The following is a 24191-nucleotide window of genomic DNA, read 5'->3' as shown; positions in this document are numbered from 1 at the left end:
TTGTAAAAGAAAGTCTAGATGCTCAATATTGAAAATTTAAATCTCAAGAAAGATATACTACCCTTTTTTGACGCAACGTTGAATCAACATACTCAATTTCATTTAATCGATTTTTTAAATACTAAACCGAAAAATCTTAATGAAGTATTGTATAATCAATCTGTTATAAAGACCTTCATCAATCAATTACCAACAAAAGAACACTATTATTATTCTAAAACAACTTACAACGAAGTTTATCAAAAAATACAAAACTTAGAAACTGTTTATTATTTGGATATTGCATTTTTTTCTGGAGCCAAAACAGCTTTAAAAAGTACAATAATTCAGATTTACACTTTCTTATTCAAAATTTCAGATTATATCAATTCATTTGATATAACGCTTTTTCCTCATAAGTTTACTGAATTACTACAAAATTTAAAAGAAATACTTGAGATTTTGAATGTGAGTGATTTTCTACACTTAAAGAAAAAAGGTAAATTAAATCTCAAAAAAATAATTGAGTATAACCAACTTTTAATTGATCAAAAATCAGAACTATTTCTATTTTTCAAAAACCTAAATATTTTCGAAGTTTACTTATCAATCAGCCTAAAAACTTTGAATAGTACTTTTACTTTTCCTGAAATCTCCAATCAGAATGAATTTGAACTAAGCGAGTTTTATTATCCATTACTTAAAAATCCAATCAAAAATGATTTTAAAACTACAAAAAATGTAATTGTTTTAACTGGAGCAAATATGTCAGGTAAGTCAACATTTTTTAGAGCCATCGCTTTTTGTAGTTTTTTGGGTAATTTAGGTTTACCAATTCCGGCTACACAAGCTAAAATTCCGTTTTACAAATCAATTAGCATAAATATCGACCATACAGATAATGTATTAAAAGGATATAGTCATTTTATGAATGAAATAGTCAATCTAAAAAACTATGTACTCGAAGTTAAAAATGATAGTTCTGGTTTTGCTATTTTTGATGAGTTATTTAGTGGAACAAACTCTGTTGATGCAAATAATCTATTAAGAAAAACGATAAAAGGATTAAATTCTTTTGACAATACTTTGACATTTATTTCGACTCATTTAAATGAAACTCATAATGAATTAAATCAATTAGAGGCTGTCGATTTTATTCATCTTGATTGTATCATTGAAAATGATTTACCTCTTTACACTTACAAAATAAAAAAAGGTTGGTCAAACATCAAAGTAGGTCAACTTATATTCAGAAATGAAGGTTTAGATGAATTATTAGAAAGCTGATTAATACTTCTTTAAGAATTATTTCACATATACGTTTGTAACTTTTCTCATTTCCATGCGTCTTATTTGTAAATAACCCATGAATGAAAAAAATATTCCTACCACTTTTTTGCTGTATAGCTTTACAAGTTTCAGCTCAGCAAGAAACTAAAGGTACTCTACAATACAACAATCAAACTCCTGTTGCTTTAGCCGATGTTGTTATCTTAAATGAAGAAAAGATAATTGACGAAACATCTACTGACGAAAATGGAAATTTTACAACAACATTAGAAAATGGTACATACACGTTAAGAGTAGAAGAAGCAGGAGCTCTTCTATACACTCAAAAAATTGTTATCGACAACAATCAAAGCATTGGTTTGATTATTGTTCCAAAAACAGAAAATGTTACATTAAAAGAAGCTGTTGTTACTGGACAAAAAAAGATGATTGAAAAGAAAGTAGATCGTCTTGTTTTTAATGTAGATCAAGCCGAAGGTGCAAAAGGTGGTAATGCCTTAGATGCATTAAAACTTGCGCCACGTATCAAGGTAGAAGAGGCAACAGATGCTATTTCTATCATTGGAAAAGGCTCTGTAAATGTGATGATTAACGATCGATTAATGCAGATGAGTAGCGAACAATTAGCTAATTATCTGAAGACAATCCGTACAGAAGATATTGATAAAATAGAAGTCATAACAAATCCTCCATCAAAATATGATGCTACAGGAAACAGTGGAATCATTAACATTGTTCTTAAAAATGCAAAGCAAGAAAGTTTGAATGGATCAATTTCGTCTTCATATAGTCAACAAAAACATCCAGGTTTTAGTTTAAATGGGAACATCAATTATCGTAAAGGTAAATGGACGTTAACATCTAACATTTATACTGGAATTGGTAATTGGTACAACGAAAATCAAAATAAAACGATTTATCCTGATCAACTATGGACTTCTGTAGGATCAAACAAAAATAAAAACAATTATTACGGAGGAAGAATTGGTGTTGATTATCAAGTTAATGACAACTTAATTACTGGTTTTAATTTTGACATCTCGAATGGAGACGGAAAAAACACAGGGAACTCTAAGACAAGTATTTTTGATGTAGCAAATAATCAAATAAACCGTTATATGACCACAAACCGTGACGGAAGTACATGGAATTGGAATTATCTTGGATTGAATTATCACATTATTAAAAAGTTTAAACAAGAAGGTAAAAAGTTAACGTTTGATTTTGATTACTCTAAAAATGGCAACGATAATAACAGCAAAAATATAAGTAACGAATTTGATCCAAGCTGGAACCCTATTGCAGGTAAATACGATAATAACTACAATTTAACTGATGGTTCTTCTAATCGTTTCAATATAAGCATCGACATGGAACATCCGGTAGATAAGTGGAAAATGAACTATGGAACGCGTTTACGTTGGGCAACAGATAAAGCGGATAATAATCGTTTTACGAAAAATGATCCAAATGGAAACTTCGTAGAAGATACTAATTTTTCAAACAGTTATCAATACAACGAAAACGTATATGCTTTATACTATTCGATAGAAAGACAATTGAGTGAAAAATTAACTGCAAAAGCTGGTTTGCGTTACGAGCATGCGCAAGCTAAAAGCATTATGGAAGATCCAAAAGATAATTATAAAAAAGATTATGATGGTATCTATCCAACAGCTTATTTAATGTATCAAGCTTCAGAAAATCATTCGTTTACTTTAAATTATAGTCGCCGTGTCGATCGTCCATTTATTTGGTACCTAAACCCAAGAACGATCAAGCAAAATGAATATTTTTACACAGAAGGAAATCCAAACTTAACACCTTCTAATTCAAACAATTTCGAATTAGAGCATACATATAAAGATTTGTTTGTTTCAAGTATATATTACCGAAATGCTAATGATCTTTTTGAACAAGTGACGATTTATGATCCAGCTACAAAAATTTCACTTTCAAAACCATTCAATATCGGAAAAACATATAGTATTGGTTTTAGTGAAAACATTAATGTAAAACCATATAAATGGTGGAAAATTAACGCTTCTGCAGATGTTTTTTATCGTAAAACAACGAGTAAAATACCAGAAATGAATTATAGTGTAGATGGTATAAATGGTGAGTTTAGATTGACCAATAATTTAGACTTAAATAAAAAGAAAACCATTTTTGCCAATTATTCATTTATGTATTATACAAAGAGTACAGATGGATTGGATAAATATGGAGACTTTATGCGTCATAACATAGGTATTAGAGCAATGGTTTTCCAGAAAAAGCTGCAGATTTCGGCTAATGTATCGAATGTTTTCGAAAATAAAAACGGAACATTTACTAGCATTTCTAATAATATTATAAGTTCTGGTAATAGCCAAGCTTTCAGAATGTACCGAATTGGAATTAGTTACAACTTCGGAAAACAATTTAAAATTGAACGATCAAAATCTAACCAAGAACAAAGCGGCGGAGGCGGTGGAGGAAATGGTTAAAATTTATTCCTGAATTATAAATCCCTGAACAGCTTTTGTTCAGGGATTTTTTTTAGATTATTCTTCTAATTCTATCAATAGTTTTTTTAGTAAAATGGATAGATCTTGTTGCTCTTTTTCATTCAAAATTTGAATCGAATTTTTAGCCTCATCAAATCTTTTTTGGATGGCTTCATCAATAATTTCCTTTCCTTTATCTGTAAGTCCAGCCAAACTTATTCGTCCATCATTTTCATCTGTCGAACGATAAATTAAATCTAATTTAGTTAACCGATTCAAAAGTGCTGTCATCGCTCCAGATGTTATCACAACTGATTGCATTAATTGTTTTGGTGATAATTGATAAGGCTTCCCTGAACGACGAAGTGTTGCCAATACGTCCAAATCAGTATAATAGATTCCATTTTCCTTTAAAGCCAAACTTGCTCTATTTTCCATAATCTTTCCTAATTTCAGCACTCGTCCAACAATCTGCATCGCATCTACATCTAATTCAGGACGCTCAATTTTCCAATCAGCAACTAGCGCATCAATTAAGTCATTCTCTTTTTTCATCACAATTGATTGAAAAACAAATGTACAAATTATCTTGATGTAAAGATAATTTCATACATTTACAATATATCTTGATATAAAGATATATTTAAAACCAATAAGAAAATGAAAATTATTCAAACCGAAAATATGCCAATTGCAAATGGACATTACTCACAATGCATAGAGCACAATGGTATTCTATATTTGTCTGGACAATTACCAATTGATCGCGAAACCAAGAAAATTCCTTCAACAATTTCAGAGCAAACTGAATTAGTTTTGAAAAATATTGAAACAATTTTACACGAAGCTAATAGCGATAAAAACCATGTCTTACAAGTTCGAATTTACATTCCGAATATTCAATTATGGGATGAAGTAAATGCCGTTTACAGTGACTTTTTCGGAACGCATAAACCAACAAGATGCATTATTCCAACCAATGAATTACACTATGGCGCATTAATCGAAGTTGAAGTAACCGCAATTACAAAATCGTAATTATGTATAAAAACGAAATTATAGATACCCATCAACGCATTGCGCCTTTTATTCACAATACACCTATTTTGTCCTCCACTTTACTCAATGAAATGATTGGAGCAAACTTATTTTTTAAGTGTGAAAACTTTCAAAAAATGGGCGCTTTTAAAATGCGTGGCGCAACAAATGCTATTATGCAACTTACAGACGAACAAAAGCAAAAAGGAGTTGTAACACATTCTTCAGGGAATTTTGCACAGGCTTTAGCGCTTGCAGCAAAAAGCTTAGGAATCGAAGCTTTTATTGTAATGCCAACTACAGCTCCACAAGTTAAAAAAGATGCTGTAAAAGGTTACAATGGACAAATTATTGAATGTGAACCAACTTTAGAAGCGAGAGAAAAAACAGCAAAAGAAATCGAAATACAAAAAGGCGCAACGTTTATTCATCCATCTAACGATCTCAATGTTATTCTTGGTCAAGGAACTGCAGCGAAAGAATTATTAGAAACTCATCCTGAATTAAATTACATTTTTACACCAGTTGGTGGTGGTGGGTTAATTGCTGGAACTGTAATTGCTACTGAAAACTTTGGAACAAATTGTAAAGTAATCGGTGGAGAACCTTTTGAAGTAGATGATGCTTATCGTTCGTTAGAGAGTGGAAAAATAGAATCTAACACTACAACAAATACAATTGCAGATGGTTTGAAAACAGAACTAGGTGACATTAATTTTCCGATCATTCAGAAAGGTGTCGAAAAAATAATTCGTGTAACTGAACAAGAAATAATTACAGCAATGAAATTGATTTGGGAACGTTTAAAAATTGTTTGCGAACCATCGTCAGCTGTAGCTTTAGCTGCATTAATCAAAGAAAAGGAAAGCTATAAAAATATGAATATAGGGATCATTATTTCTGGGGGAAATGTGAATTTAGGCACTTTGCCTTTTTAGAAATCTTTCTATAAAAAAATAAACCCCTAAAACATAAATTTTAGGGGTTTTGTATTATTAAAATGTTTTGTTATATCGAATAATTACGATGTCCAAAAATTGAACTTCCGATACGAACCATTGTACTACCTTCTTCTATTGCAATTTGATAATCACCAGACATTCCCATTGATAAAATAGTTAGATTTTCGAAATTATTTTTCAACGATTCAAAATTAGATTTTAAGGTTTTAAACTCATCCCTGATTTGATTTTCATCTTCCGTAAACGTTGCCATTCCCATCAATCCAACAACTCTCACATTTGGTAAATGTTGAATTTCTTCTTGCATGATATGTTGAATTTCTTCTTGGTCTAATCCAAACTTCGTTTCTTCATCAGCAATAAATTGTTGTAATAACACATCAATTACGCGATTATTTTTTTCGGCTTGTTTGTGAATTTCTTTCAACAATTTCAAACTATCAACGCCATGAATTAAATGCACAAAAGGTGCCATATACTTCACTTTATTGGTTTGCACATGCCCAATCATATGCCAACGAATATCCTTTGGAAGAACTTCGTATTTATCGCACATTTCTTGAATTTTGTTTTCTCCAAAATCTCGCATACCAGCTGTATAAGCCTCTTTCAAATCCTCTACAGGTTTTGTCTTAGAAACCGCTACCAATGTAACATGAGCAGGAATTGTAGCTTCGATTGTTTTTAAATTTTCTTGAATACTCATTTTTTATTCTTTCAAATCAAATACTGCAAAACCACTCAATGGTTTTGGCTCTATATACGTACTTTTAGGAGGCATTTTAAGTCCTAAATCAGCAATCAATTGTAAATCCTTTACATCAACTGGATAAAAAGCAAATGCGGCAATATAATCGTGGTGATCTACTTTATTCTTAAGCGCTTCAACTCCTTCTTTATCTCTCGTTCCACATTCGTAATGAACTCGAATATCCTTTTTTGTATCTTGAATATTTAAGATAGATTTCAATACTGTTTCTTCAAAAATATAAGTATCTAATTCACTTAGACCTTCTGTGTTCAACAAATTATTTTTGACATACAAACTATAAAATTTGTTATCTAAATACATTACCAAATGATGTTTTTTTGTTGGAACAGTTAATTCATCATTTTTCGGAATAATCTCAAAATATTCTTCTAATCGAGCAATAAACTCTTCTGAAGATAATCCATTCAAATCTTTAATTAAACGATTATAATCATTTATAATTAATTCTTCATTTGAAACTAAAAGAGCTAAAGTATAATTAAAAGCTTCATCACCATAAACTTCTTCATCAGAGTTTTTAGTAGCAAATTTTGTATAACGTTCAGAACTTTCCATACGATGATGACCATCTGCGATATACAAATCATCTAATTTCTCAATAGAATCTTTTAATTGCTTCAAATTCAAACGATTGTCAACTCTCCACAACAAATGTTGCGTTCCATTTGTTTCATCAATTTTCAGAATTGGCTTACGTTTCATCTCTGTATCAATCAATAAATCAACTCTTTGAGCAGGTTTATACGTCAACAAAACGGGCTCAGCATGAAAATGAGATTCCTTCAAATATTCAGCAAATAATTCAACACGACGTTCTAATGTTTCTTCGTGTTTCTTGATCTTGTTATTTCTATAATCGTCAATATTAACCAATCCTAAAAGTCCTTTTGTTTGTCGACCATTAGGCTGTATCACTTGATAAATGTAAAAAGATGATTTATCCTGAACTAATATTTTCTTTTCAATAAATTCTTCTAAATTCTTACGAACTTTTCTGAACTTCTCTTTTGGATCATCAATAGAATCGTCCCAAGTTGGTAAAATAATATGCAAAAAAGAATTTTCTCTTGTATTGATATAATAATCAACTTCCTCCTTAGAATATTGATTAACAGCAAGTGTTACAAATTCTTGAGAAGTTTCTTCTGTTGGACGAATTCCTTTGAACGGTTTAAATTGAGGCATTTTAATTAAATTTAAATGGAATAAAACCAATATTATTTTCCGTAAATCTCTATGATTTGTGCGGCTAATTCAGTTCCAATTCTGTCTTGTGCTTCGTTTGTAGAACCTGCAATATGAGGAGATAACGATAACGATTCGTTCATCAATAAGCCCATTTCTGGTGTTGGCTCATTCTCAAAAACATCTAATGCTGCACCCGCAACTTTACCATCTTCGATAGCATCCACCAACGCTTTTTCGTCAACAACTCCACCACGTGCAGTGTTTATAACAATTACACCATCTTTCATTTTTGCAAATTCTTTCTCGCCCAAAATGTATCCATCTTGCGCAGGAACATGCAATGAAATAAAGTCTGCTTTTGTAATCACTTCATCAAAATCTACAGAAGTAATGGTAAACGTTAATTTTTGACCATCAAAAAACTCTAATTCAATGTCGCGAGTTGCAGGGAATTTATCATATACTAAAATATTCATTCCTAAACCAATCGCTTCACGAATCACTTCTACACCGATGCGTCCAAAACCGATCACACCCATTGTTTTTCCTCTCAATTCGATTGCTTTTGCATAAGCTTTTTTCAATCCATTGAAGTTAGAATCACCTTCTAAAGGCATGCTACGATTGGCTTGATGCAAATTACGAACGATAGAAAACAAATGCGCAATCACAAATTCTGCTACCGATTGAGAAGAAGATGCTGGCGTATTAATGACTTGAATTCCTTTTTCGCGTGCATAAGCAACATCGATATTGTCCATACCAACTCCTCCACGACCGATAATTTTAAGATTTGTCGCATCAATTAATGGTTGACGAACTTTAGTCGCAGAACGAACCAAAAGAACTTCGATTCCGTTCTCGTTGATATAATTTTCTAATTGTTCTTGTGCTACGTGAGCAGTTATTACTTCGAAACCTTTTGCTTCTAAAGCTTCAATTCCTGCCTTAGAGATTCCGTCGTTTGCTAATATTTTCATGTTTTTATTATAGAATTAAGATGTGAGATTTTAGATGTTAGATAATATATTTCTCAATACTAATATCTAGCGTCTAATATCTGCTGATTAACCAAATTTTTGTTCAAATTGTTTCATAACTTCTACCAAAACTTGAACAGATTCTAATGGTAAAGCGTTGTACATAGAAGCACGGTATCCACCGACATCGCGGTGCCCCGCTAAAGAAACAACTCCTGCGTCTTTTAACATTGCGTCAAAATCAGCTTTAACATCTTCGTTATTTAAGACAAAAGTGGCATTCATTTGAGAACGATCTTCTGTTGCAGCAGTTCCTGTAAATAATCCGTTACGATCAATTTCTGCATACATTGCATTCGCTTTTGCAGTATTAATTTTTGCAATCGCTTCTACTCCACCTTGCTCTTTTAACCATTGTAAATTTAACATGACACCGTAAATTGCAATTACTGGCCACGTATTAAACGATGATTCTTTTTTGATATGTGTTTCGTAGTTTAAATAATCTGGGATATTACGACCTGTTTTACCTAATAAATCTTTTTGAACGATTGCGACAGCAGAACCAGCAGGTCCCATATTTTTTTGAGCTCCAGCATAGATTACGCCAAATTTAGAAACATCAATTGTGCGAGATAAAATATCTGAAGACATATCGCAAACCATTGGAACTGGAGAATTTGGAAACTCCTTCATTTGTGTTCCAAAAATAGTATTATTTGATGTACAGTGGAAATAATCGACATCTGAAGGAATTGTGTATCCTTTTGGAATATAATTATAATTTTTGTCCTGAGAAGAAGCAATTACCTCTATTTCTCCGAAACGTTTTGCTTCTTTGATGGCATTCTCAGCCCATTTTCCTGTTTGTGTGTAAGCTGCTTTTCCTCCTTCTTTCAATAAATTGTAAGCCACAGTAGGAAATTGCAATGATGCTCCTCCTTGCATAAATAAAACATCATGCGTTTCTGGAACATTCATCAATTCTTTTACCAACGCTCTTGCTGTATCAATCACTTCTACCGCATCTTTGCGACGGTGAGAAATTTCTAAAATTGATGTTCCTGAATTGTTAAAATCGATACAAGCTTGTGCCATCTTGTCGAAAACGACTTGAGGTAAAATGCATGGTCCTGCACTAAAATTGTGAATTTTCATAAATAAAATTGTTGTGTGTTTGTGTGTATTAAATTGTAACAAATATAGTAAATCATACGCTCTTTTTCGAGATTACGCCCTTAAGTTTTGAATCAACATAAAAACAAAAAACCCTAAACTGAAATAGTTTAGGGTTTTATATCGTTATTTTAACTTTATATTTAGTATTGAACGAAATCTACATTCAATTCTTCTGCTTTACGTTTGTAATAACCATCAGCTAATTTATCTTTAATCTCAGCGAATGAATTTAACGTATATTCGATGTGCTCATCTTCGTGGGCAGCTGTTGGGATAATACGGAAAATAATCATTCCTTTTGGAATAACTGGATAAACCACTACAGAAACGAAAATACCATATTCTTCGCGCATTTCTTTTGCTAAAACAGTCGCTTCAATAGGAGAACCATTTAATACGATTGGTGTAACACATGTATCAGATCCACCGATATCAAATCCGCGATCTTGTAAACCTTTCTGAATTTTTTCTACATTGTGCCATAACTTATCTTTAAGCTCTGGTTGAGAACGTAATAACTCAAGACGTTTTAAACCTCCGATTACCATTGGCATTGTCAATGATTTAGCGAAAATTTGAGAACGTAAGTTATATTTTAAGATACGAATAATATCTTTGTTTCCTGCGATAAATGCTCCGAAACCAGCCATAGATTTTGCAAAAGTTGAGAAATAGATATCAATTGCATCTTGACAACCTTGCTCCTCTCCAGCCCCAGCTCCAGTTTTACCTAAAGTACCAAAACCGTGTGCATCATCAACTAATAAACGGAATTTGTATTCGTCTTTGTAAGCAGCAATCTCTTTTAAGATTCCTTGTTTACCTGTCATTCCGAAAACACCTTCTGTAATCACTAAAATTCCACCACCTTGTTTGTCAGCTAATTTACGTGCACGGATAATTGTTTTTTCGAAACTCTCGATATTATTGTGTTGGTAAATAAAACGTTTACCAAAGTGTAAACGAACTCCATCAACGATACAAGCATGACATTCAGCATCATAAACGATTACATCATTTTTAGAAACTAAAGCATCAATTGTAGATACCATACCTTGGTAACCGAAATTCATTAAATAAGCAGATTCTTTTTGAACAAAATCAGCTAATTCTTGCTCTAATTGTGCATGATAATCTGTTTGACCAGACATTGCACGAGCTCCCATTGGATAAGCCATTCCGTATTGAGCCGCAGCATCAGCATCAGCTTTACGAACTTCTGGATGATTTGCTAATCCTAAATAGTTGTTAATAGACCAAGTAATTACTTTTTTACCTTGGAATTCCATTACAGGTCCTATTTCTCCTTTTAATTGAGGGAAAACATAATAACCTTCACCATAATCAGCAAATTGACCTAATGGTCCAGGATTTTGTTTTAAACGTTCAAAAATGTCCATTTTATTATAGTTTATTTTTTTATTAATTGAAAAAAAGTAGAAAAATGAAATAAATTTCATTACTCTACTTTATTGTTATTTAATTTTTTACAAATATAAGCATTATTTAATTCGCTCAACAGTTGCTCTGGCTTCTAAACCATTTAATCTACTGTTTGTGAATCCTTCTTCTGCCATCCAATCATCACTAAAGACTTTTGTCATATAACGAGAACCGTGGTCAGGAAATAAAATAATGGCTAAAGAATTTTCATCAAATTCTCCTTCTTCAGCTAATTGTTTGTAAGCTTGTGTCGCTGCACCAGATGTATAACCTGCCATAATACCTTCTTTAAGAGCAATTTCTCTTGTACGATAAGCAGCTTCTTCGTCTGTTACTTTAACAAATTTATCAACCATAGTAAAATCTAAGGCACCAGGAACTAAATTTTTCCCCATTCCTTCTATTCTATATGGATAAATTTCATTTTGATCTACAACCCCAGTTTCGTGATAAGATTTTAGGATAGATCCATAAGCATCAACACCAATGATTTTTACATTTGGGTTTTGCTCTTTTATATAACGAGCACTACCTGTTAATGTACCTCCTGTTCCTGTACAAGCGATTAGGTGAGTAATTTTACCCTCCGTTTGTTTCCAGATTTCAGGACCTGTAGTTAAATAGTGTGCTTCAGTATTCCCTTGATTAAAATATTGATTAATGTAAAGAGAATTTGGTGTTTCGGCAGCAATACGTTTTGCTACTTCATAATATGATCTTGGATCGTCTGCAGGAACATTAGCTGGACATAAAAAAACTTTTGCGCCCATTGCTTTTAAAAACGAAACTTTTTCCGCTTTAGTTTTGTCCGAAACTGCCAAGATACATTTATATCCTTTTACGATAGCAACCATTGCTACAGCAAAACCAGTATTTCCAGATGTTGTTTCTACAATTGTAGCACCTGGTTGTAATAAACCTTTTTCTTCAGCCTCTTCTATAATATGTAAAGCTATTCTGTCTTTTGTCGAGTGTCCAGGATTGTAACACTCTAACTTTGCATAAACTTCGCCTGGAATGTCTTGGTTAATTCTGTTTAATTGAACTAATGGAGTATCTCCAATTAACTCTAAAACGTTTTTATATTTACCAGTCATTTCACAATTATTCTTTTCTAACAAAAAGCAAAATTAAGGATTTTTTAATTAATTGTTAATAGATTAACGTATTAAATTAATCATATCGCAATTTTTTGACAAAATCCTGTGTCTTTTTCTTTGTTAAATTAGTTGTTATTTAAATTAAAAATATGTTCTAAAATCTTTCTATCAGCAGAAGTAAACTCTACTTTACGTCTTGCCATCATTCTTTCTGCAGCTTCACATGCACGGTCAAGATTATAAACCGGCGCATCCGAATTTCCTCCCCAACTATAATGTTTAATTAAGTTTGGTGGAAAACCTGGTTGAAAAATACTCGCACAAACACCAACAACCGTACCAGTATTAAACTGAGTATTAATGGCTGCCTTAGCATAATCTCCAACAATTACACCACAAAATTGTAATCCTGTTTTTACAAATCTTTTTTCTTTGTAACTCCATAATTTTACAATATCGTAGTTGTTTTTTAAGTTAGAATTGTTTGTATCAGCTCCTAAATTACACCATTCTCCTACAACAGAGTTTCCTAAATATCCGTCATGTCCTTTATTAGAAAAACCTAAAATAATCGCGTTACTCAACTCGCCACCAACTTTACAGTGTGGTCCAATTGTACAGCCTGCATATACTTTGGTTCCCATTTTTATTGTAGCATGCTCACAAAGAGCCATTCCTCCACGCACCATAGAACCTTCCATTACAAATGAATCTTTTCCTATATATATAGGTCCATCAGTAGCATTTAAAGTAGCAAATTCTACAAAAGCTCCTTCTTCTATAAATATTCTCTCAGGATTTAACACTCCATTTGTTGAAGAAATAGGTTGTGAAGTTCTACCTTTTGTTACCAAATCAAAATCAAACTCTATCGCTTGAAAATTATATGTAAATAAATCCCAAGAGTGTTGAATATGAATAATTTCTTCGTCAAAATCTATTACATCAACAGTAATTGTAGGTATTTGCTCTACTGTTTTTACCGCAACTAATTGATTTTTATATACGATAGATTGTCCTAAATTAAGATTCAGAATTGTGTCAATCAGTTTTTTTGAAGGAAAAAAGGAAGGATTAATAAATAAATTCTCTGATTGGAAATCTGCAGGAAATTTCTCTGACAAATAATTTTGGGTCAAAAAAGACACGCTTTTATTTGTTATTTTCTCCCAACGCTCTACAAAAGTTAGTATTCCCATACGGACAGCCGCAACAGGTTTTGTAAACGTTAGAGGCAAAAAATTTTCCCATTCTTCGCCATCAAATAGAACTATGTTCATCTGTTTAGATTTTGTGCAAATTTAAAAAAATAATTTCAGACAATTTTCATAACATTATACTTTATAGTATTTGAAATGGCTAAAATAAATCATTCAAAAAATTTGGTTGATATCAAAAGGTCTGCGTAATTTTAGGCACATTTATTTAAACATATTTCATTTTGAAATCAGCTCCGATTCATTTTGGCTCAATCGCCTATATTTTAGACGAATACCTATCTAAGAATACCTTTTCTTCAATCTTTTTTTTGGTTGACGAGAATACACATGTACATTGTTTACCTTTATTACTAGCTGATTTAGACAACCTTTCGGCATACGAAATCTTAGAAATAGATTCTGGTGAAGACAATAAAAACATTGATACGGTTACGAATCTATGGTTAGCGATGAGTGAATTGGGTGCAGATCGTCATTCATTAGTAATTAATGTTGGTGGTGGTGTTTTGACTGATATGGGAGGTTTTATGGCTTCTACATTTAAACGTGGTATAAAATTTATCAATATACCTACAACGTTATTATCAATGGTAGATGCTTCTGCTGGTGGTAAAAACGGAATTGATTTAGAAGGAATGAAAAATATAATCGGAACTTTTACTCAACCAGAAATGGTATTAATTGATCCTAAGTTTCTTTTAACTTTAGAACAACGTCAGGTAAAATCTGGATTAGCAGAAATGTTAAAACATGGTTTAATTAAAAATCGTGATCATTGGGATAATTTAGTTCAGTTACCTACACATGATGCAAAATCTTTGGTTCCTTTTATTATGGACTCTATTCACATTAAAGAAAATGTAGTAGATAATGATCCTTATGAAAAAGGTGAACGTAAAATCCTAAATTACGGACACACAATTGGACATGCAATAGAAAGTGAATCGTTAGAAACTGATTTTCCACTTTTACATGGTGAAGCAATTGTTATCGGTATGATTATTGAGACTTTCTTGAGTTATGATCAAGAATTAATTTCAAAAACTGATCTAGAAGAAGTTTGCGAAAGTTTTGCTTCAATGTACGCTTTAAATACAATTGATATGCAAATTTTTCCTAGCTTAATGGAATGGATGAAGCACGACAAAAAAAATCAAAACCATTCAATCAACTTTAGTTTGATTAATAAGATTGGAAATTGTCGTTATGATGTAGTTTGTACTGAAGAACAAATCAGACAAGCTTTTGAAAAATATAATCAATGGATTGGCTAATAAAATATAAATACCTTATAATTTCATCAATAATAATCGGTGCAAATAGCATCTCATGTATACCACAAGGGAAGAAAGAAATCTCAACCCCAGAAACCAATAAAACAATCGCTATGAACGAGCCTAAGTACAATGTAACTAAATCTGATGCCGAGTGGCAAAAGGAACTTACGCCAGAGCAATATTATGTAATGCGCGAAGCTGGTACCGAACGTCCTTTTACTGGGAAATTTAATATGCATTTTGAAAATGGAGTTTATACATGTGGCGCTTGCGGAGAAGAACTTTTTTCATCAGCCTCAAAATTTGACGGACATTGTGGTTGGCCAAGTTTTGATCAAGAAATAAAAAAAGGTAAAATTGTAGAACATTTAGACACTTCACATGGTATGTCTAGAACCGAAATACTTTGCGGGAATTGTGGAAGTCATTTAGGACATGTTTTTGATGACGGCCCTACACAAACAGGTTTACGTTATTGCGTAAATTCTTTATCTTTAGATTTTAAACCAGAAATTAAATAATATCAAGCTGTTGTAAAACAGCTTTTTTTAATGTAAAAATACTTTATGAAAATACTTCGTATTATTATCCTTCTTATCTTATTGTTATTAATTTATAATGGCGTTTACAATTACAATTTAATGATTAATATTCGTACAACAGACGCTCCTATTAATCCACTTCGCTATATCTTTTTTGGCTTTTATTTCTTTTTGATTTTACTAAACATTATCGAATATATTCGAGGAAAATTTAATTACGGATCGTTCAAAAAGGTATTTTACTATTTAATTTTTGCGGGATATTTAGCGTGTATTTTTATGTTCAAATACAATGATTATCAAATCCCTGGATTGCCGCTTTTAGGATATTTCACATTGGTTGCAATTACTTTATTTATGCTAAATCAAATCATCAAAAATAAACCTCCTTACAAACGTGTAAAAAAATAATTTTTCGAAATGAATTCGGTTTCGGATAGAATTACATTCAAACAAATTAATCAATTAGCGATTCCTGCAATTTTTTCGGGAATTGCAGAATCTCTTATTACCTTAACCGATATTGCTATGGTGGGTAATGTAAAAGAATATTCGGTCGAAGCACTTGCTGCGACTGGTTTGGTTGGTTCTTTTCTTTCCGGAATTATTTGGATTGTTGCCCAAACCAAAACCTCTATTTCATCTTTGGTTTCGCAAAGTTTTGGTGCAAATAAATTGGAAAGTATCAAAACATTAGTTCCGCAAGCCTTGTATTTCAATCTATTTTTGAGTTTACTTATTTTTGTTCCGACCTATTTTTTTGCGCAAAATCTATTCGAATTGTACAATGCAAAAGATTTGGTTCTTCAATTTTCGGTTGATTATTACAAAATCAGAGCATTTGGTTTTCCATTAACACTTATTTCCCTCACACTTTTTGGTGCATTTAGAGGAATCCAAAACACTATTTGGGCAATGAAATGTAGTTTAACTGCTGCGTTTGTTCATGTATTTTTAGATTATATTTTGATTTTTGGAATTGACGGAATAATTCCTGCTTATCATATCAAAGGCGCTGCCTATGCAAGTTTGATTGCGCAATTGATTATGGTAATCATGGCGTTTTACTACTATTTCACAAAAACTTCATTTGGATTAAACCCTGGGAAAATCATTCATCCTTTTTTCAAGAAATATGTCAACTTAAGTTTCAATTTTATTTTACGAACTGCTTCGCTTAATGTTGCATTTTTTCTTGCCAACTCTTACGCCACCGATTATGGAAAAGACTACATCGCCGCACAAAGTATTTTGATGAATATTTGGTTGTTCTTTTCTTTTTTTATTGATGGATATGCAGGTGCTGGAAATGCTATGGCAGGTCGTTTACAAGGTGAACGGAATTATCCTAAACTTTGGATTCTGAGCAAAGATATTTCCAAATATTCAGTTTTAATTGCGTGTATTTTAATTGCGATTTGTTTCATTTTCTACAATCAAATTGGGCAAATTTTCAACCAAGATCCAAATGTTTTGACGATTTTCAATTCTGTATTTTGGATGGTTTTATTAATGCAACCAATCAACACATTGGCTTATATTTTTGATGGATTTTTCAAAGGAATGGGCGATGCAAAACTCTTACGAAACAACTTAATTGTCGCAACATTCCTTGGTTTTCTACCAACCATTTATCTTGCAGATTACTTTGGTTTAAATATTTATGGAATTTGGATTGCATTTGGCATTTGGATGTTTTTACGCAGTTTTCCATTAATGTACATTTTTAGAAAACGAGTTTCTAATCAATAAAAAAGTCGCACAAAAGCGACTTTTATTATTTCATCTAAATTCTATTTTCCTAAGGTGTAGAAATTGACGCTTGTTGAATTTTCCCGTTGAAATATTTCCAACCATTCAATCCAAAATCAACTAAATATTCTGCCATTTCATCTGGTTGCAATGGTGCAATATACCCCGGAAACGCTTCTTCTAACATTTCTGTTTGTACCGCTCCCAAAGCTACTGCATTTATTCTTGGTCCGTGGTCTTTCAATTCTTCTGCCAACAATTCAGTCAAATTAACCGTTGCAGATTTTGAAGACGAATAAACAGATAAGCCAGGAAATTTCACCGAACCTTGTACAGCTCCCATTGTCGAAATATTAACCACATGAGAAGATGTATCAAATTTTGGCATCAAAACTTGTATCAAGCGATATGGCGCCATAAAATTAATTTGCCAAGAAGTCAACATATCTTCTTGTTGCATTTCTACAAATGGTTTGTTGATACAAACTCCCGCATTATTGTACAAAACATCTACTTTATTCCAAGATTCCACAGCTTTCAAAACCTCTGAAATCTCATCAAAATTAGACAAATCAACACCGATAAACTGATATTGATTTTCTTTTGCAAAAGCTGTTAATTCCTTCAATTTATCTACATTTCGAGAGACTGTCAACACTCGATTTCCTAACTCTAAATGTTGTTTTGCCAATTCAAAACCAATTCCTCTACTCGCTCCTGTTACAATTATATTTTTCATTGTGTTGTACAAAATTTACAATTTCTTCTATCGTTTCAAACTTAATTCCTTCAAAGATGATGTTATTTTCTGTGATTTCAATATGATTTTCCGCATTATTTTCAACAGATATCCCATTACGAATTAAGGCATTTTTTACCCAAAAAGCCAATTCAGAATTCCCTTTCACACCAATGGTTTTTGAGAATTTTCTCGATGTTGAAAAACGATTATTTTTTTCATCATACATCAGATTTTGGTTAGATAATTTCTGAATAATTTGATGCTCAAAAGCCATTTGCTCAGGAATATTTTCGAAAAGATTTCCATTTTCTATCCACCAAATTTTATCCGCTTTTTCCAATGCAAAATCAACTTCGTGTGTGATCATCAGAAATGATTTATCCGTTTTCAATTTTAACTCATTCAGCAAATTGAAAATACGATATTGATTCGCTAAATCTAAATTAGAAGTTGGTTCATCCAAAATCACCAATTTCGCATCTTGACAGAACGCACGCGCAATCATCACCAATTGCAATTGACCTTCGCTAATTTCATTCGCAAATTGATTTACCAAATTCGAAATTCCTACCAATTCTAAAACGTCATCAATTAAGTATTGTTCTTCGTTAGAAATCTTTTTCAAAACCTTGTGATAAGGCAAACGTCCCATCGCAACCAATTCCGAAACTTTAATTTTTGGAACAATCGACAAACGTGGTAAAACAACTGCAATTTGCTGCGCAATCTCTTGAGAAGATAATTTTTTGATCGAATAATTTTCTAAATAAATTTCACCATTCAATGTTTTCTGAAAGCCTAAAATTGAGTTAATCAACGTTGATTTTCCTGCACCATTTTTACCTAAAACAGCAATCAATTCATTCGAGTTTATAGTCGCATTTATAGCAGAAACAATTTCTTTTGAACCATATCCAACCGAAACATTTTCTAATTTCAAAATAGCATTTTTCATCGCACTTCGTTTTTATTGTTCAACAAAATACTAATGACAATCGGCGCTCCAAACAACGCGGTAATGATATTAATCGGTAACGTTCCAAACGGAAAAACTTCTGTTAAAATTGAAAATAATAACATGAAAAATATTCCTGAAACGAAAATCCATCGGTACAAAACTTTCATGTCACCTGTTCGTAACAATGTTCTGCAAATATGTGGAACTGCCAATCCAATAAAACTAATCGGACCAGCGAATGCCGTTGCTGATGCGGTTAATAATGCGGTTGAAATTAAAATTGTAAAACGTAATTTTTTGATATTAATTCCTAAAGATTGTGCATATTTTTCACCCAATAATAAAGCTGTAATTCCACGTAAAGTAAATAATGAAACGATGATTCCACTCAAAACAAATAAACCAAAAACACCTAATTGTTCCCATGACAATCCGCTCAACGAACCGAATCCCCAAACTAAATAGGCTTTGATTTTGTCGGAAGGAGCAAAATATTGCATCATGCCAATTAATGCGCCTGCTAAACCAGCAATCATAAATCCGATAATCACCAAAGATGCGGATGATTTGACACGAAATGATAACGAAATCACCAAAAACAAGGCGACAATTGCACCTAAAAATGAGGCAATAATTGTAATCCAAGGATTGTTGAGAAATTCGTCAAAACCAATCATCGAAAAAAGAAAAATCACAATCGCAACGCCTAAACTTGCCATCGAAGTTATTCCCAAAACAGAAGGTTCTGCTAGAGGATTTTTGAATAATTCTTGCATCAAAAAACCTGAAATTGGTAACGAAATTCCGACCAATAAAGCTGTTAATGATTTTGGTAATCGAAAATTGAGCACAAGATTATGCAACATTTCGTCTGAATGACCAGAAAATACATTAAAAATTTCGGTGAAAGAAATCGAGACTTTTCCAACACTTAAACTCAAAACAAAAAGTAAAAGTGTTAGAATTATTAAAACAAAAAATAGTGGTTTTTCTTTCATCAAGACAAAGATAGAAATTCTAATAATTTCTTAAAGTTTAATTGTGAATTGGTTTTTATTGAAAATTAATGATTAGTTTCGTTTCATGAATTTTAGAAGTTTCGTTTTAATCATCTCTTCGATTTTTGTGCTACTTACGCCATGTAGCATCAAAGCTTCTATTCATACGATTTTGGAAGTAGAAAATGTTCATCAAACAAAAACTTCTCAAGTCAAAATCAATCAAAATCATTCGAATTCGTGTACGATTGTTAAGTTTGAAACAGTTAAAAAATCAACAAAGAATCTTGATGTTCCGAATTTTGATTTACCAGATTCATCTATTCATTTCATTGGATTAGCACGTTCTTCATTAATCGAAGAAGATATTGATTCGAATGAAATTCAATCACCAAAAATACCTTTTTATCTGTTGTATAAGCAATTGAAATATTCGTTGATGTCTTAATTTTTCTTAATTAATTTAGACAACAATATTCAATCACTTATATAAAAATTCATGCAAAATAAATCTGTTTTATCAATGGGTAATGCTGTATTAGCGTTACGTTTGGTCATTGGTTGGACGTACTTTTCTGCCTTTTGGAGACGTTTAATTTTAGAAAATAAACTCGATCCAGAAGCTGCGGGTTATATTGGCGAAAAATTCAATCATTTTTTACCAAATGCCCTTTTCATTAAACCACTTATTCAATATTTAGTCGAAAATCCTGAAGCGTTGCTTTGGAATATGTGGATTTTCACCATCGTAGAAGGCGTTGTTGGCTTACTTTTAATGCTTGGTTACAAAACACGAATCATGAGTATTGCCGTTTTCTTTTTGGCGATGGGAATTTTACTTGGTTCGGGCTGGATTGGTACAACTTGTCTAGACGAATGGCAAATTGGTGTTTTAGGATTAGCTGGAGGTTTTACACTATTTCAGGCAGGTTCGGGAAAAATCTCGTTGGATTATTTCTTCAATAAAAATCAATTTATCAAACAAGAAAATAACTGGAATTCAATTTCAATCAAAAAATACAGACCTCATTTTATAGGTTTTAGTTTTTTTATTTTATTCATTACTTTGTTTACAAATCAGGTTTTTCATGGTGGAGTTTACGGGACTTTGCACAATAAATCTGTCAAACCAAAAGTAGAAATCACGAATTTGAAACAACATCAAAACAAGGTTTCATTTGATGTAATGCGAATAGAAGGCGCGGATGTTTATGGTTCTTTTTTGATCAGAATTGATTTTCATAATCATCAAAATGAAATAATTGAAAGTTTGGATATGAAAGAGTTATCCACTTTGGACAAACAACAAATTTCGAATTATTATGTAGCAAAAGTCACACCGCACAAACACAGTTTGGTGTTACCTTTGGGTGCAAAAGCAAATCTGAATTTTGATATTTCAGACAAAATTCACAAAGTAGTTTTAACCGATATAAGCGGATTACAATGGGAACAAACAATAAATTTATAGCAATGTTAAAAAGAAATTACTCAACAATTATCATAGGAGCGCTGGCTTTGGTCTTACTTTTTGTGCCAGAAGCTAAAGCAATAATGCAACAAGGTTTAATGAAATTAGGTTTATTTGAACCGAAATTAGAAAAAGTTGAACCAACAACTCAACCAAAATCTGAAGCCAATTACAGATTCGAAATGGTATATGCTGATGGAAAAGCTGTCAACATGGAAGATTTGAAAGGTAAAGTTGTTTTCATGAATTTTTGGGCAACTTGGTGTCCGCCTTGTATTGCGGAAATGCCATCAATTCAGAAATTGTATGATAAAGTAAAAGATGATAAAGACATCGTAATTTTGACGGTTGAAGTAGAAGGAAAACGTGATAAAGTGGCAAAATTTATGGAACGCAAAAAACTTTCGTTACCTGTGGTTTATCCAAATTCTAGTATTCCAACTGAGTTTTTTAATGGTTCGTTACCAACAACTGTTATTTTGGACAAGAAAGGAAATATTGCACATACAACAATGGGAATGGCAGATTATTCTGGACAAGATATTGTTGATTTCTTGAATGAGCTAAAAGCGATGAATTAGTCATTACTCAATTCTTAATACAAAAAAAACGGGGAAGCTAACTTCCCCGTTTTATTATCAAAATAACTAATTTATTGCACCTCTTTTATCGCATCTGAAATTCCTCCACCAGCAACTTCAAAAAAAGCAGGTCCTGCTAATAAATATACTTTTGTCAATGGTTTAAACTTTGCTAAACGTAAACCTTTTAATTCATTTTGTACACGATACTCACTTATAATTCCTTTCACTACATTTCCTGCAACCAAGGCTGTTGGCGAATCAATCCCAGCATCCTTCAAATCACTTGCAAAAGCGAAGTTTTTTACACCTAATTTTAACGCCTCTCTTGTTGCTATTTCACCAACTTGTGTCATTAATTCTGGTGTAAAATTGTTACGATCTCCTAAACCGATTAACAATAATTTCTTTGCTCCTAATGTTTTGTTATCTGGCGAGATTAAAAATGTTTCTAAAGCACGACCGTCAAATTTTCCTGTTTTACGGATTGATGTTAAGTTACCCTTTAATGCTTCATCCAAATGAACTAAACCATTTAATGCAGCTGGTAAAGCAGGCTCGTTAAAAATATCACCTTCAGTATATTCAAATACACAGGCAATTTGTAATTCTGCATCTGCAGCAGATGGACCTTGTACTAATCCAACGATTTGAATTCCGTCAACAGTTCCCCATGTTTTTTGAGTACCAATTGCTGTTGTTTTAGCTTCTGTTACAGTTTGTTGAGCATAAGTAATATTTGTTCCAAATGTTAAACCTAATACTAATAATGCGGTTCTTAGAGAGATAAGATTAATTTTTTTCATGATTTTATTTTTTAAAATTTGAATGTTAATTTGGTATTAAAGAAGACTCCATCTTTATGATTTTCGATTACATCATTGATAAAATCTCCTGTTTTAAAATATTGAATCCCCGTAACTGAGGTAAAGTGTTTGTTTATATTGTAAGTAAAACTTCCTAAAAAAGCTGTACCAATGTATCTTTTTCTTGAATTGCTTGATGCTAAACTTAACGTTCCGCTTGGTCTGTAAATTCCATCATTTAACGAAGCTCGCCAATTGAAAACAACATCACCTTGTAAAGTCATCTTATCATTAAGACTATATGTTGCGTATGGATGAATATCAAATAAATTGACTGGACCAACTTGTGGGCTAAAACCAAAATATCCTCCTTTAGGAAACAATGGATTGAATGATTGTAATTTTCCGTCGCCTGTTTTCTTATCTCCAGAAATATAATCAACTCGTAAACTAACCGTTGGAGATCCTTTTGCATTTGCAAATGAGTAGCCAGCATCCATAGAAACTGTATAAGCATTAATTCTACCTCTGCTTACTTTTCCGAATTGGTAAGCTGCTTCGAAATTATAAATAAATCCTTCTGCATCACGCCAAATTCTTGTTCCAACAGTGTGTCTTGTTTCTTTCAGAAATTCGTCTTCGTAACGTATTTCATCTCGATGAACACCAATATAATATAAGTCTAAATTAGTTTCTTTTGGTAAAGTGAATGTGTTATAACTTCCCCACAAATTTGCTTTTTTTGTCGAAGTATTATCAAAAGCACCTTCTGTAACTGTAGATTGCGCCATAATGAAAGCATCTGAACTAAAATTACCTCGTTTGTACATCACTTTTGCTCCATCAAAATACAAACGTAAATTTGGACCTTCTCGAACAGAAATTAATCGTCCACTCCCGTAATTTAATTCTTGTCTACCTACACGAGCTGTTAATTGTTGCTCTTCATTTTTGATAACATCTACATCAACAAATAAGTTCTGAATGTTTGCATGATCTTCATCAATTGGTCGTGGTCCATTTTTTCGACCACTTTCCCAAGCACTTCTTATTTGTGTAAAAAGACGAACTCTATTTCCTAACTTTAAATCTGCATGCAAGCTATAACGTTGCAAGAAAAATGGATTGGTTCCGATATTAGATTTTCCCCAATCTTCGTTATTAAAATGAATAAACTCTCCACGTGCTTCACCTCCTATTGATAAACTTATATTTTTATCTTCTGATAAAGGAATATATTTTAAAGATTCGTAGAAATTTCTTGTCGAGTCTTTTAAGTATGTATAATCTTCATCAAATCTCATTAGTTTAAAACCTTCATCTTGCCCAAATAAATTGGGTGATAAAAGAACTAACATTGAAATTTTTATTAAAAGGTTTTTCATCGGTGGAGAGTTTAAATTTAAGTATGGCGTACTTATTAT

Annotated in this window: 24 protein-coding genes; 11 read left to right on the top strand and 13 right to left on the bottom strand. The window is 32.1% G+C overall.

Annotated features, from left to right (window positions below; translation table 11 throughout):
- Positions 1-18: 18 nt before the first annotated feature.
- A complete protein-coding gene (locus QHG34_RS12910; RefSeq protein ID WP_282630625.1) occupies positions 19-1266 on the top strand; it encodes a MutS-related protein in 1248 nt (415 codons plus the stop codon).
- Positions 1267-1349: 83 nt separating this feature from the next.
- Positions 1350-3758: a TonB-dependent receptor domain-containing protein gene (locus QHG34_RS12905; RefSeq protein WP_282630624.1), complete on the top strand. Its 2409-nt coding sequence runs from the start codon at positions 1350-1352 to the stop codon at positions 3756-3758.
- A gap of 57 nt (positions 3759-3815) precedes the next feature.
- Here the strand turns inward: QHG34_RS12905 and QHG34_RS12900 are convergent, their stop codons facing one another.
- Entirely contained in the window at positions 3816-4313 is a 498-nt protein-coding gene (locus QHG34_RS12900; RefSeq protein ID WP_282630623.1) for a MarR family winged helix-turn-helix transcriptional regulator, read from the bottom strand.
- A gap of 105 nt (positions 4314-4418) precedes the next feature.
- Between QHG34_RS12900 and QHG34_RS12895 the strand changes: the two genes are divergently transcribed.
- A complete protein-coding gene (locus QHG34_RS12895; RefSeq protein WP_282630622.1) occupies positions 4419-4796 on the top strand; it encodes a RidA family protein in 378 nt (125 codons plus the stop codon).
- 2 nt (positions 4797-4798) lie between these two features.
- The gene (locus tag QHG34_RS12890) at positions 4799-5734 is read left to right on the top strand and encodes a pyridoxal-phosphate dependent enzyme (RefSeq protein WP_282630621.1); all 936 of its coding nucleotides are present in this window, start codon (positions 4799-4801) and stop codon (positions 5732-5734) included.
- Positions 5735-5804: 70 nt separating this feature from the next.
- Here the strand turns inward: QHG34_RS12890 and QHG34_RS12885 are convergent, their stop codons facing one another.
- The 7 genes from QHG34_RS12885 to QHG34_RS12855 form a co-directional block, all read right to left on the bottom strand.
- Positions 5805-6464 (bottom strand): YggS family pyridoxal phosphate-dependent enzyme, encoded by a 660-nt coding sequence (locus tag QHG34_RS12885; RefSeq protein ID WP_282630620.1) that lies wholly within the window; start codon positions 6462-6464, stop codon positions 5805-5807.
- Positions 6465-6467: 3 nt separating this feature from the next.
- Positions 6468-7715: a DUF1015 domain-containing protein gene (locus QHG34_RS12880; RefSeq protein ID WP_282630619.1), complete on the bottom strand. Its 1248-nt coding sequence runs from the start codon at positions 7713-7715 to the stop codon at positions 6468-6470.
- 32 nt (positions 7716-7747) lie between these two features.
- A complete protein-coding gene (locus tag QHG34_RS12875) occupies positions 7748-8698 on the bottom strand; it encodes a D-2-hydroxyacid dehydrogenase (RefSeq protein ID WP_282630618.1) in 951 nt (316 codons plus the stop codon).
- 87 nt (positions 8699-8785) lie between these two features.
- On the bottom strand, positions 8786-9856 hold the full coding sequence (gene serC, locus QHG34_RS12870; protein ID WP_282630617.1) for a 3-phosphoserine/phosphohydroxythreonine transaminase: 1071 nt from the start codon (positions 9854-9856) through the stop codon (positions 8786-8788).
- Positions 9857-10017: 161 nt separating this feature from the next.
- A complete protein-coding gene (locus QHG34_RS12865) occupies positions 10018-11277 on the bottom strand; it encodes an aminotransferase class I/II-fold pyridoxal phosphate-dependent enzyme (RefSeq protein WP_282630616.1) in 1260 nt (419 codons plus the stop codon).
- Positions 11278-11379: 102 nt separating this feature from the next.
- A complete protein-coding gene (locus tag QHG34_RS12860; protein WP_282630615.1) occupies positions 11380-12417 on the bottom strand; it encodes a PLP-dependent cysteine synthase family protein in 1038 nt (345 codons plus the stop codon).
- A 128-nt stretch (positions 12418-12545) separates the two neighbouring features.
- Positions 12546-13700, bottom strand: a complete 1155-nt coding sequence (locus QHG34_RS12855) for a GlmU family protein (protein ID WP_282630614.1) — start codon at positions 13698-13700, stop codon at positions 12546-12548.
- A 161-nt stretch (positions 13701-13861) separates the two neighbouring features.
- On the opposite strand from QHG34_RS12855, the gene aroB reads away from it, so the two are divergent.
- Genes aroB through QHG34_RS12835 form a run of 4 tightly spaced genes read left to right on the top strand, consistent with a single transcriptional unit; the run spans position 13862 to position 17211 of the window.
- On the top strand, positions 13862-14914 hold the full coding sequence (gene aroB, locus QHG34_RS12850; RefSeq protein WP_282630613.1) for a 3-dehydroquinate synthase: 1053 nt from the start codon (positions 13862-13864) through the stop codon (positions 14912-14914).
- Positions 14902-15438: a peptide-methionine (R)-S-oxide reductase MsrB gene (msrB, locus tag QHG34_RS12845; protein WP_320416884.1), complete on the top strand. Its 537-nt coding sequence runs from the start codon at positions 14902-14904 to the stop codon at positions 15436-15438. The genes aroB and msrB overlap by 13 nt, the downstream gene beginning before the upstream one ends.
- A gap of 45 nt (positions 15439-15483) precedes the next feature.
- Positions 15484-15870, top strand: a complete 387-nt coding sequence (locus QHG34_RS12840) for a hypothetical protein (RefSeq protein WP_282630612.1) — start codon at positions 15484-15486, stop codon at positions 15868-15870.
- Positions 15871-15879: 9 nt separating this feature from the next.
- The gene (locus QHG34_RS12835; protein ID WP_282630611.1) at positions 15880-17211 is read left to right on the top strand and encodes an MATE family efflux transporter; all 1332 of its coding nucleotides are present in this window, start codon (positions 15880-15882) and stop codon (positions 17209-17211) included.
- Between the two features lie 49 nt (positions 17212-17260).
- Here the strand turns inward: QHG34_RS12835 and QHG34_RS12830 are convergent, their stop codons facing one another.
- The 3 genes from QHG34_RS12830 to QHG34_RS12820 are packed head-to-tail and all read right to left on the bottom strand — an operon-like array spanning position 17261 to position 19909.
- Positions 17261-17950: an SDR family NAD(P)-dependent oxidoreductase gene (locus QHG34_RS12830; protein WP_282630610.1), complete on the bottom strand. Its 690-nt coding sequence runs from the start codon at positions 17948-17950 to the stop codon at positions 17261-17263.
- Positions 17919-18908, bottom strand: coding sequence for an ABC transporter ATP-binding protein (locus QHG34_RS12825; RefSeq protein WP_282630609.1), 990 nt, complete (start codon positions 18906-18908; stop codon positions 17919-17921). Before QHG34_RS12825 ends, QHG34_RS12830 begins: the two co-directional genes overlap by 32 nt.
- Positions 18905-19909 carry a FecCD family ABC transporter permease gene (locus QHG34_RS12820; RefSeq protein ID WP_282630608.1) on the bottom strand — a complete coding sequence of 335 codons (1005 nt, stop codon included), beginning with the start codon at positions 19907-19909 and terminating at the stop codon, positions 18905-18907. Before QHG34_RS12820 ends, QHG34_RS12825 begins: the two co-directional genes overlap by 4 nt.
- Positions 19910-19994: 85 nt before the next feature.
- Here QHG34_RS12820 and QHG34_RS12815 point away from each other — a divergent pair, with 85 nt between their 5' ends.
- From QHG34_RS12815 to QHG34_RS12805, 3 genes are read left to right on the top strand one after another with little or no spacing between them, the layout of a single operon-like run.
- Positions 19995-20357: a hypothetical protein gene (locus QHG34_RS12815; RefSeq protein ID WP_282630607.1), complete on the top strand. Its 363-nt coding sequence runs from the start codon at positions 19995-19997 to the stop codon at positions 20355-20357.
- Positions 20358-20408: 51 nt separating this feature from the next.
- Complete coding sequence (locus tag QHG34_RS12810) at positions 20409-21380, top strand: TQO small subunit DoxD (protein ID WP_282630606.1); 972 nt, start codon at positions 20409-20411, stop codon at positions 21378-21380.
- A 2-nt stretch (positions 21381-21382) separates the two neighbouring features.
- On the top strand, positions 21383-21961 hold the full coding sequence (locus QHG34_RS12805) for a TlpA family protein disulfide reductase (protein ID WP_282630604.1): 579 nt from the start codon (positions 21383-21385) through the stop codon (positions 21959-21961).
- 71 nt (positions 21962-22032) lie between these two features.
- Here QHG34_RS12805 and QHG34_RS12800 read toward each other — a convergent pair whose 3' ends face one another.
- Positions 22033-22767: a M17 family peptidase N-terminal domain-containing protein gene (locus QHG34_RS12800; protein ID WP_282630603.1), complete on the bottom strand. Its 735-nt coding sequence runs from the start codon at positions 22765-22767 to the stop codon at positions 22033-22035.
- Positions 22768-22778: 11 nt separating this feature from the next.
- Positions 22779-24152 carry an alginate export family protein gene (locus tag QHG34_RS12795; protein ID WP_282630602.1) on the bottom strand — a complete coding sequence of 458 codons (1374 nt, stop codon included), beginning with the start codon at positions 24150-24152 and terminating at the stop codon, positions 22779-22781.
- Positions 24153-24191 lie beyond the last annotated feature (39 nt).

The sequence above is a fragment of the Empedobacter sedimenti genome (assembly GCF_030005555.1).
Lineage (GTDB): Bacteria > Bacteroidota > Bacteroidia > Flavobacteriales > Weeksellaceae > Empedobacter > Empedobacter sedimenti.
Note: the sequence above shows the minus strand (reverse complement) of the source record. Positions and strands in the feature narration are given on the sequence as shown.

Excerpts from the sequence above, each read along its gene's own strand:
- QHG34_RS12880 (WP_282630619.1), bottom strand. The coding sequence starts at position 7,715 with ATGCCTCAATTTAAACCGTTCAAAGGAATTCGTCCAACAGAAGAAACT.
- QHG34_RS12875 (WP_282630618.1), bottom strand. The coding sequence starts at position 8,698 with ATGAAAATATTAGCAAACGACGGAATCTCTAAGGCAGGAATTGAAGCT.
- QHG34_RS12805 (WP_282630604.1), top strand. The coding sequence starts at position 21,383 with ATGTTAAAAAGAAATTACTCAACAATTATCATAGGAGCGCTGGCTTTG.
- QHG34_RS12800 (WP_282630603.1), bottom strand. The coding sequence starts at position 22,767 with ATGAAAAAAATTAATCTTATCTCTCTAAGAACCGCATTATTAGTATTA.
- QHG34_RS12910 (WP_282630625.1), top strand. The coding sequence starts at position 19 with ATGCTCAATATTGAAAATTTAAATCTCAAGAAAGATATACTACCCTTT.
- QHG34_RS12825 (WP_282630609.1), bottom strand. The coding sequence starts at position 18,908 with ATGAAAAATGCTATTTTGAAATTAGAAAATGTTTCGGTTGGATATGGT.
- QHG34_RS12905 (WP_282630624.1), top strand. The coding sequence starts at position 1,350 with ATGAAAAAAATATTCCTACCACTTTTTTGCTGTATAGCTTTACAAGTT.
- msrB (WP_320416884.1), top strand. The coding sequence starts at position 14,902 with ATGGATTGGCTAATAAAATATAAATACCTTATAATTTCATCAATAATA.
- QHG34_RS12820 (WP_282630608.1), bottom strand. The coding sequence starts at position 19,909 with ATGAAAGAAAAACCACTATTTTTTGTTTTAATAATTCTAACACTTTTA.
- QHG34_RS12890 (WP_282630621.1), top strand. The coding sequence starts at position 4,799 with ATGTATAAAAACGAAATTATAGATACCCATCAACGCATTGCGCCTTTT.
- QHG34_RS12855 (WP_282630614.1), bottom strand. The coding sequence starts at position 13,700 with ATGAACATAGTTCTATTTGATGGCGAAGAATGGGAAAATTTTTTGCCT.
- QHG34_RS12895 (WP_282630622.1), top strand. The coding sequence starts at position 4,419 with ATGAAAATTATTCAAACCGAAAATATGCCAATTGCAAATGGACATTAC.
- QHG34_RS12835 (WP_282630611.1), top strand. The coding sequence starts at position 15,880 with ATGAATTCGGTTTCGGATAGAATTACATTCAAACAAATTAATCAATTA.
- serC (WP_282630617.1), bottom strand. The coding sequence starts at position 9,856 with ATGAAAATTCACAATTTTAGTGCAGGACCATGCATTTTACCTCAAGTC.
- QHG34_RS12795 (WP_282630602.1), bottom strand. The coding sequence starts at position 24,152 with ATGAAAAACCTTTTAATAAAAATTTCAATGTTAGTTCTTTTATCACCC.
- QHG34_RS12810 (WP_282630606.1), top strand. The coding sequence starts at position 20,409 with ATGCAAAATAAATCTGTTTTATCAATGGGTAATGCTGTATTAGCGTTA.
- QHG34_RS12900 (WP_282630623.1), bottom strand. The coding sequence starts at position 4,313 with ATGAAAAAAGAGAATGACTTAATTGATGCGCTAGTTGCTGATTGGAAA.
- QHG34_RS12865 (WP_282630616.1), bottom strand. The coding sequence starts at position 11,277 with ATGGACATTTTTGAACGTTTAAAACAAAATCCTGGACCATTAGGTCAA.
- QHG34_RS12830 (WP_282630610.1), bottom strand. The coding sequence starts at position 17,950 with ATGAAAAATATAATTGTAACAGGAGCGAGTAGAGGAATTGGTTTTGAA.
- QHG34_RS12885 (WP_282630620.1), bottom strand. The coding sequence starts at position 6,464 with ATGAGTATTCAAGAAAATTTAAAAACAATCGAAGCTACAATTCCTGCT.
- QHG34_RS12815 (WP_282630607.1), top strand. The coding sequence starts at position 19,995 with ATGAATTTTAGAAGTTTCGTTTTAATCATCTCTTCGATTTTTGTGCTA.
- QHG34_RS12840 (WP_282630612.1), top strand. The coding sequence starts at position 15,484 with ATGAAAATACTTCGTATTATTATCCTTCTTATCTTATTGTTATTAATT.
- QHG34_RS12860 (WP_282630615.1), bottom strand. The coding sequence starts at position 12,417 with ATGACTGGTAAATATAAAAACGTTTTAGAGTTAATTGGAGATACTCCA.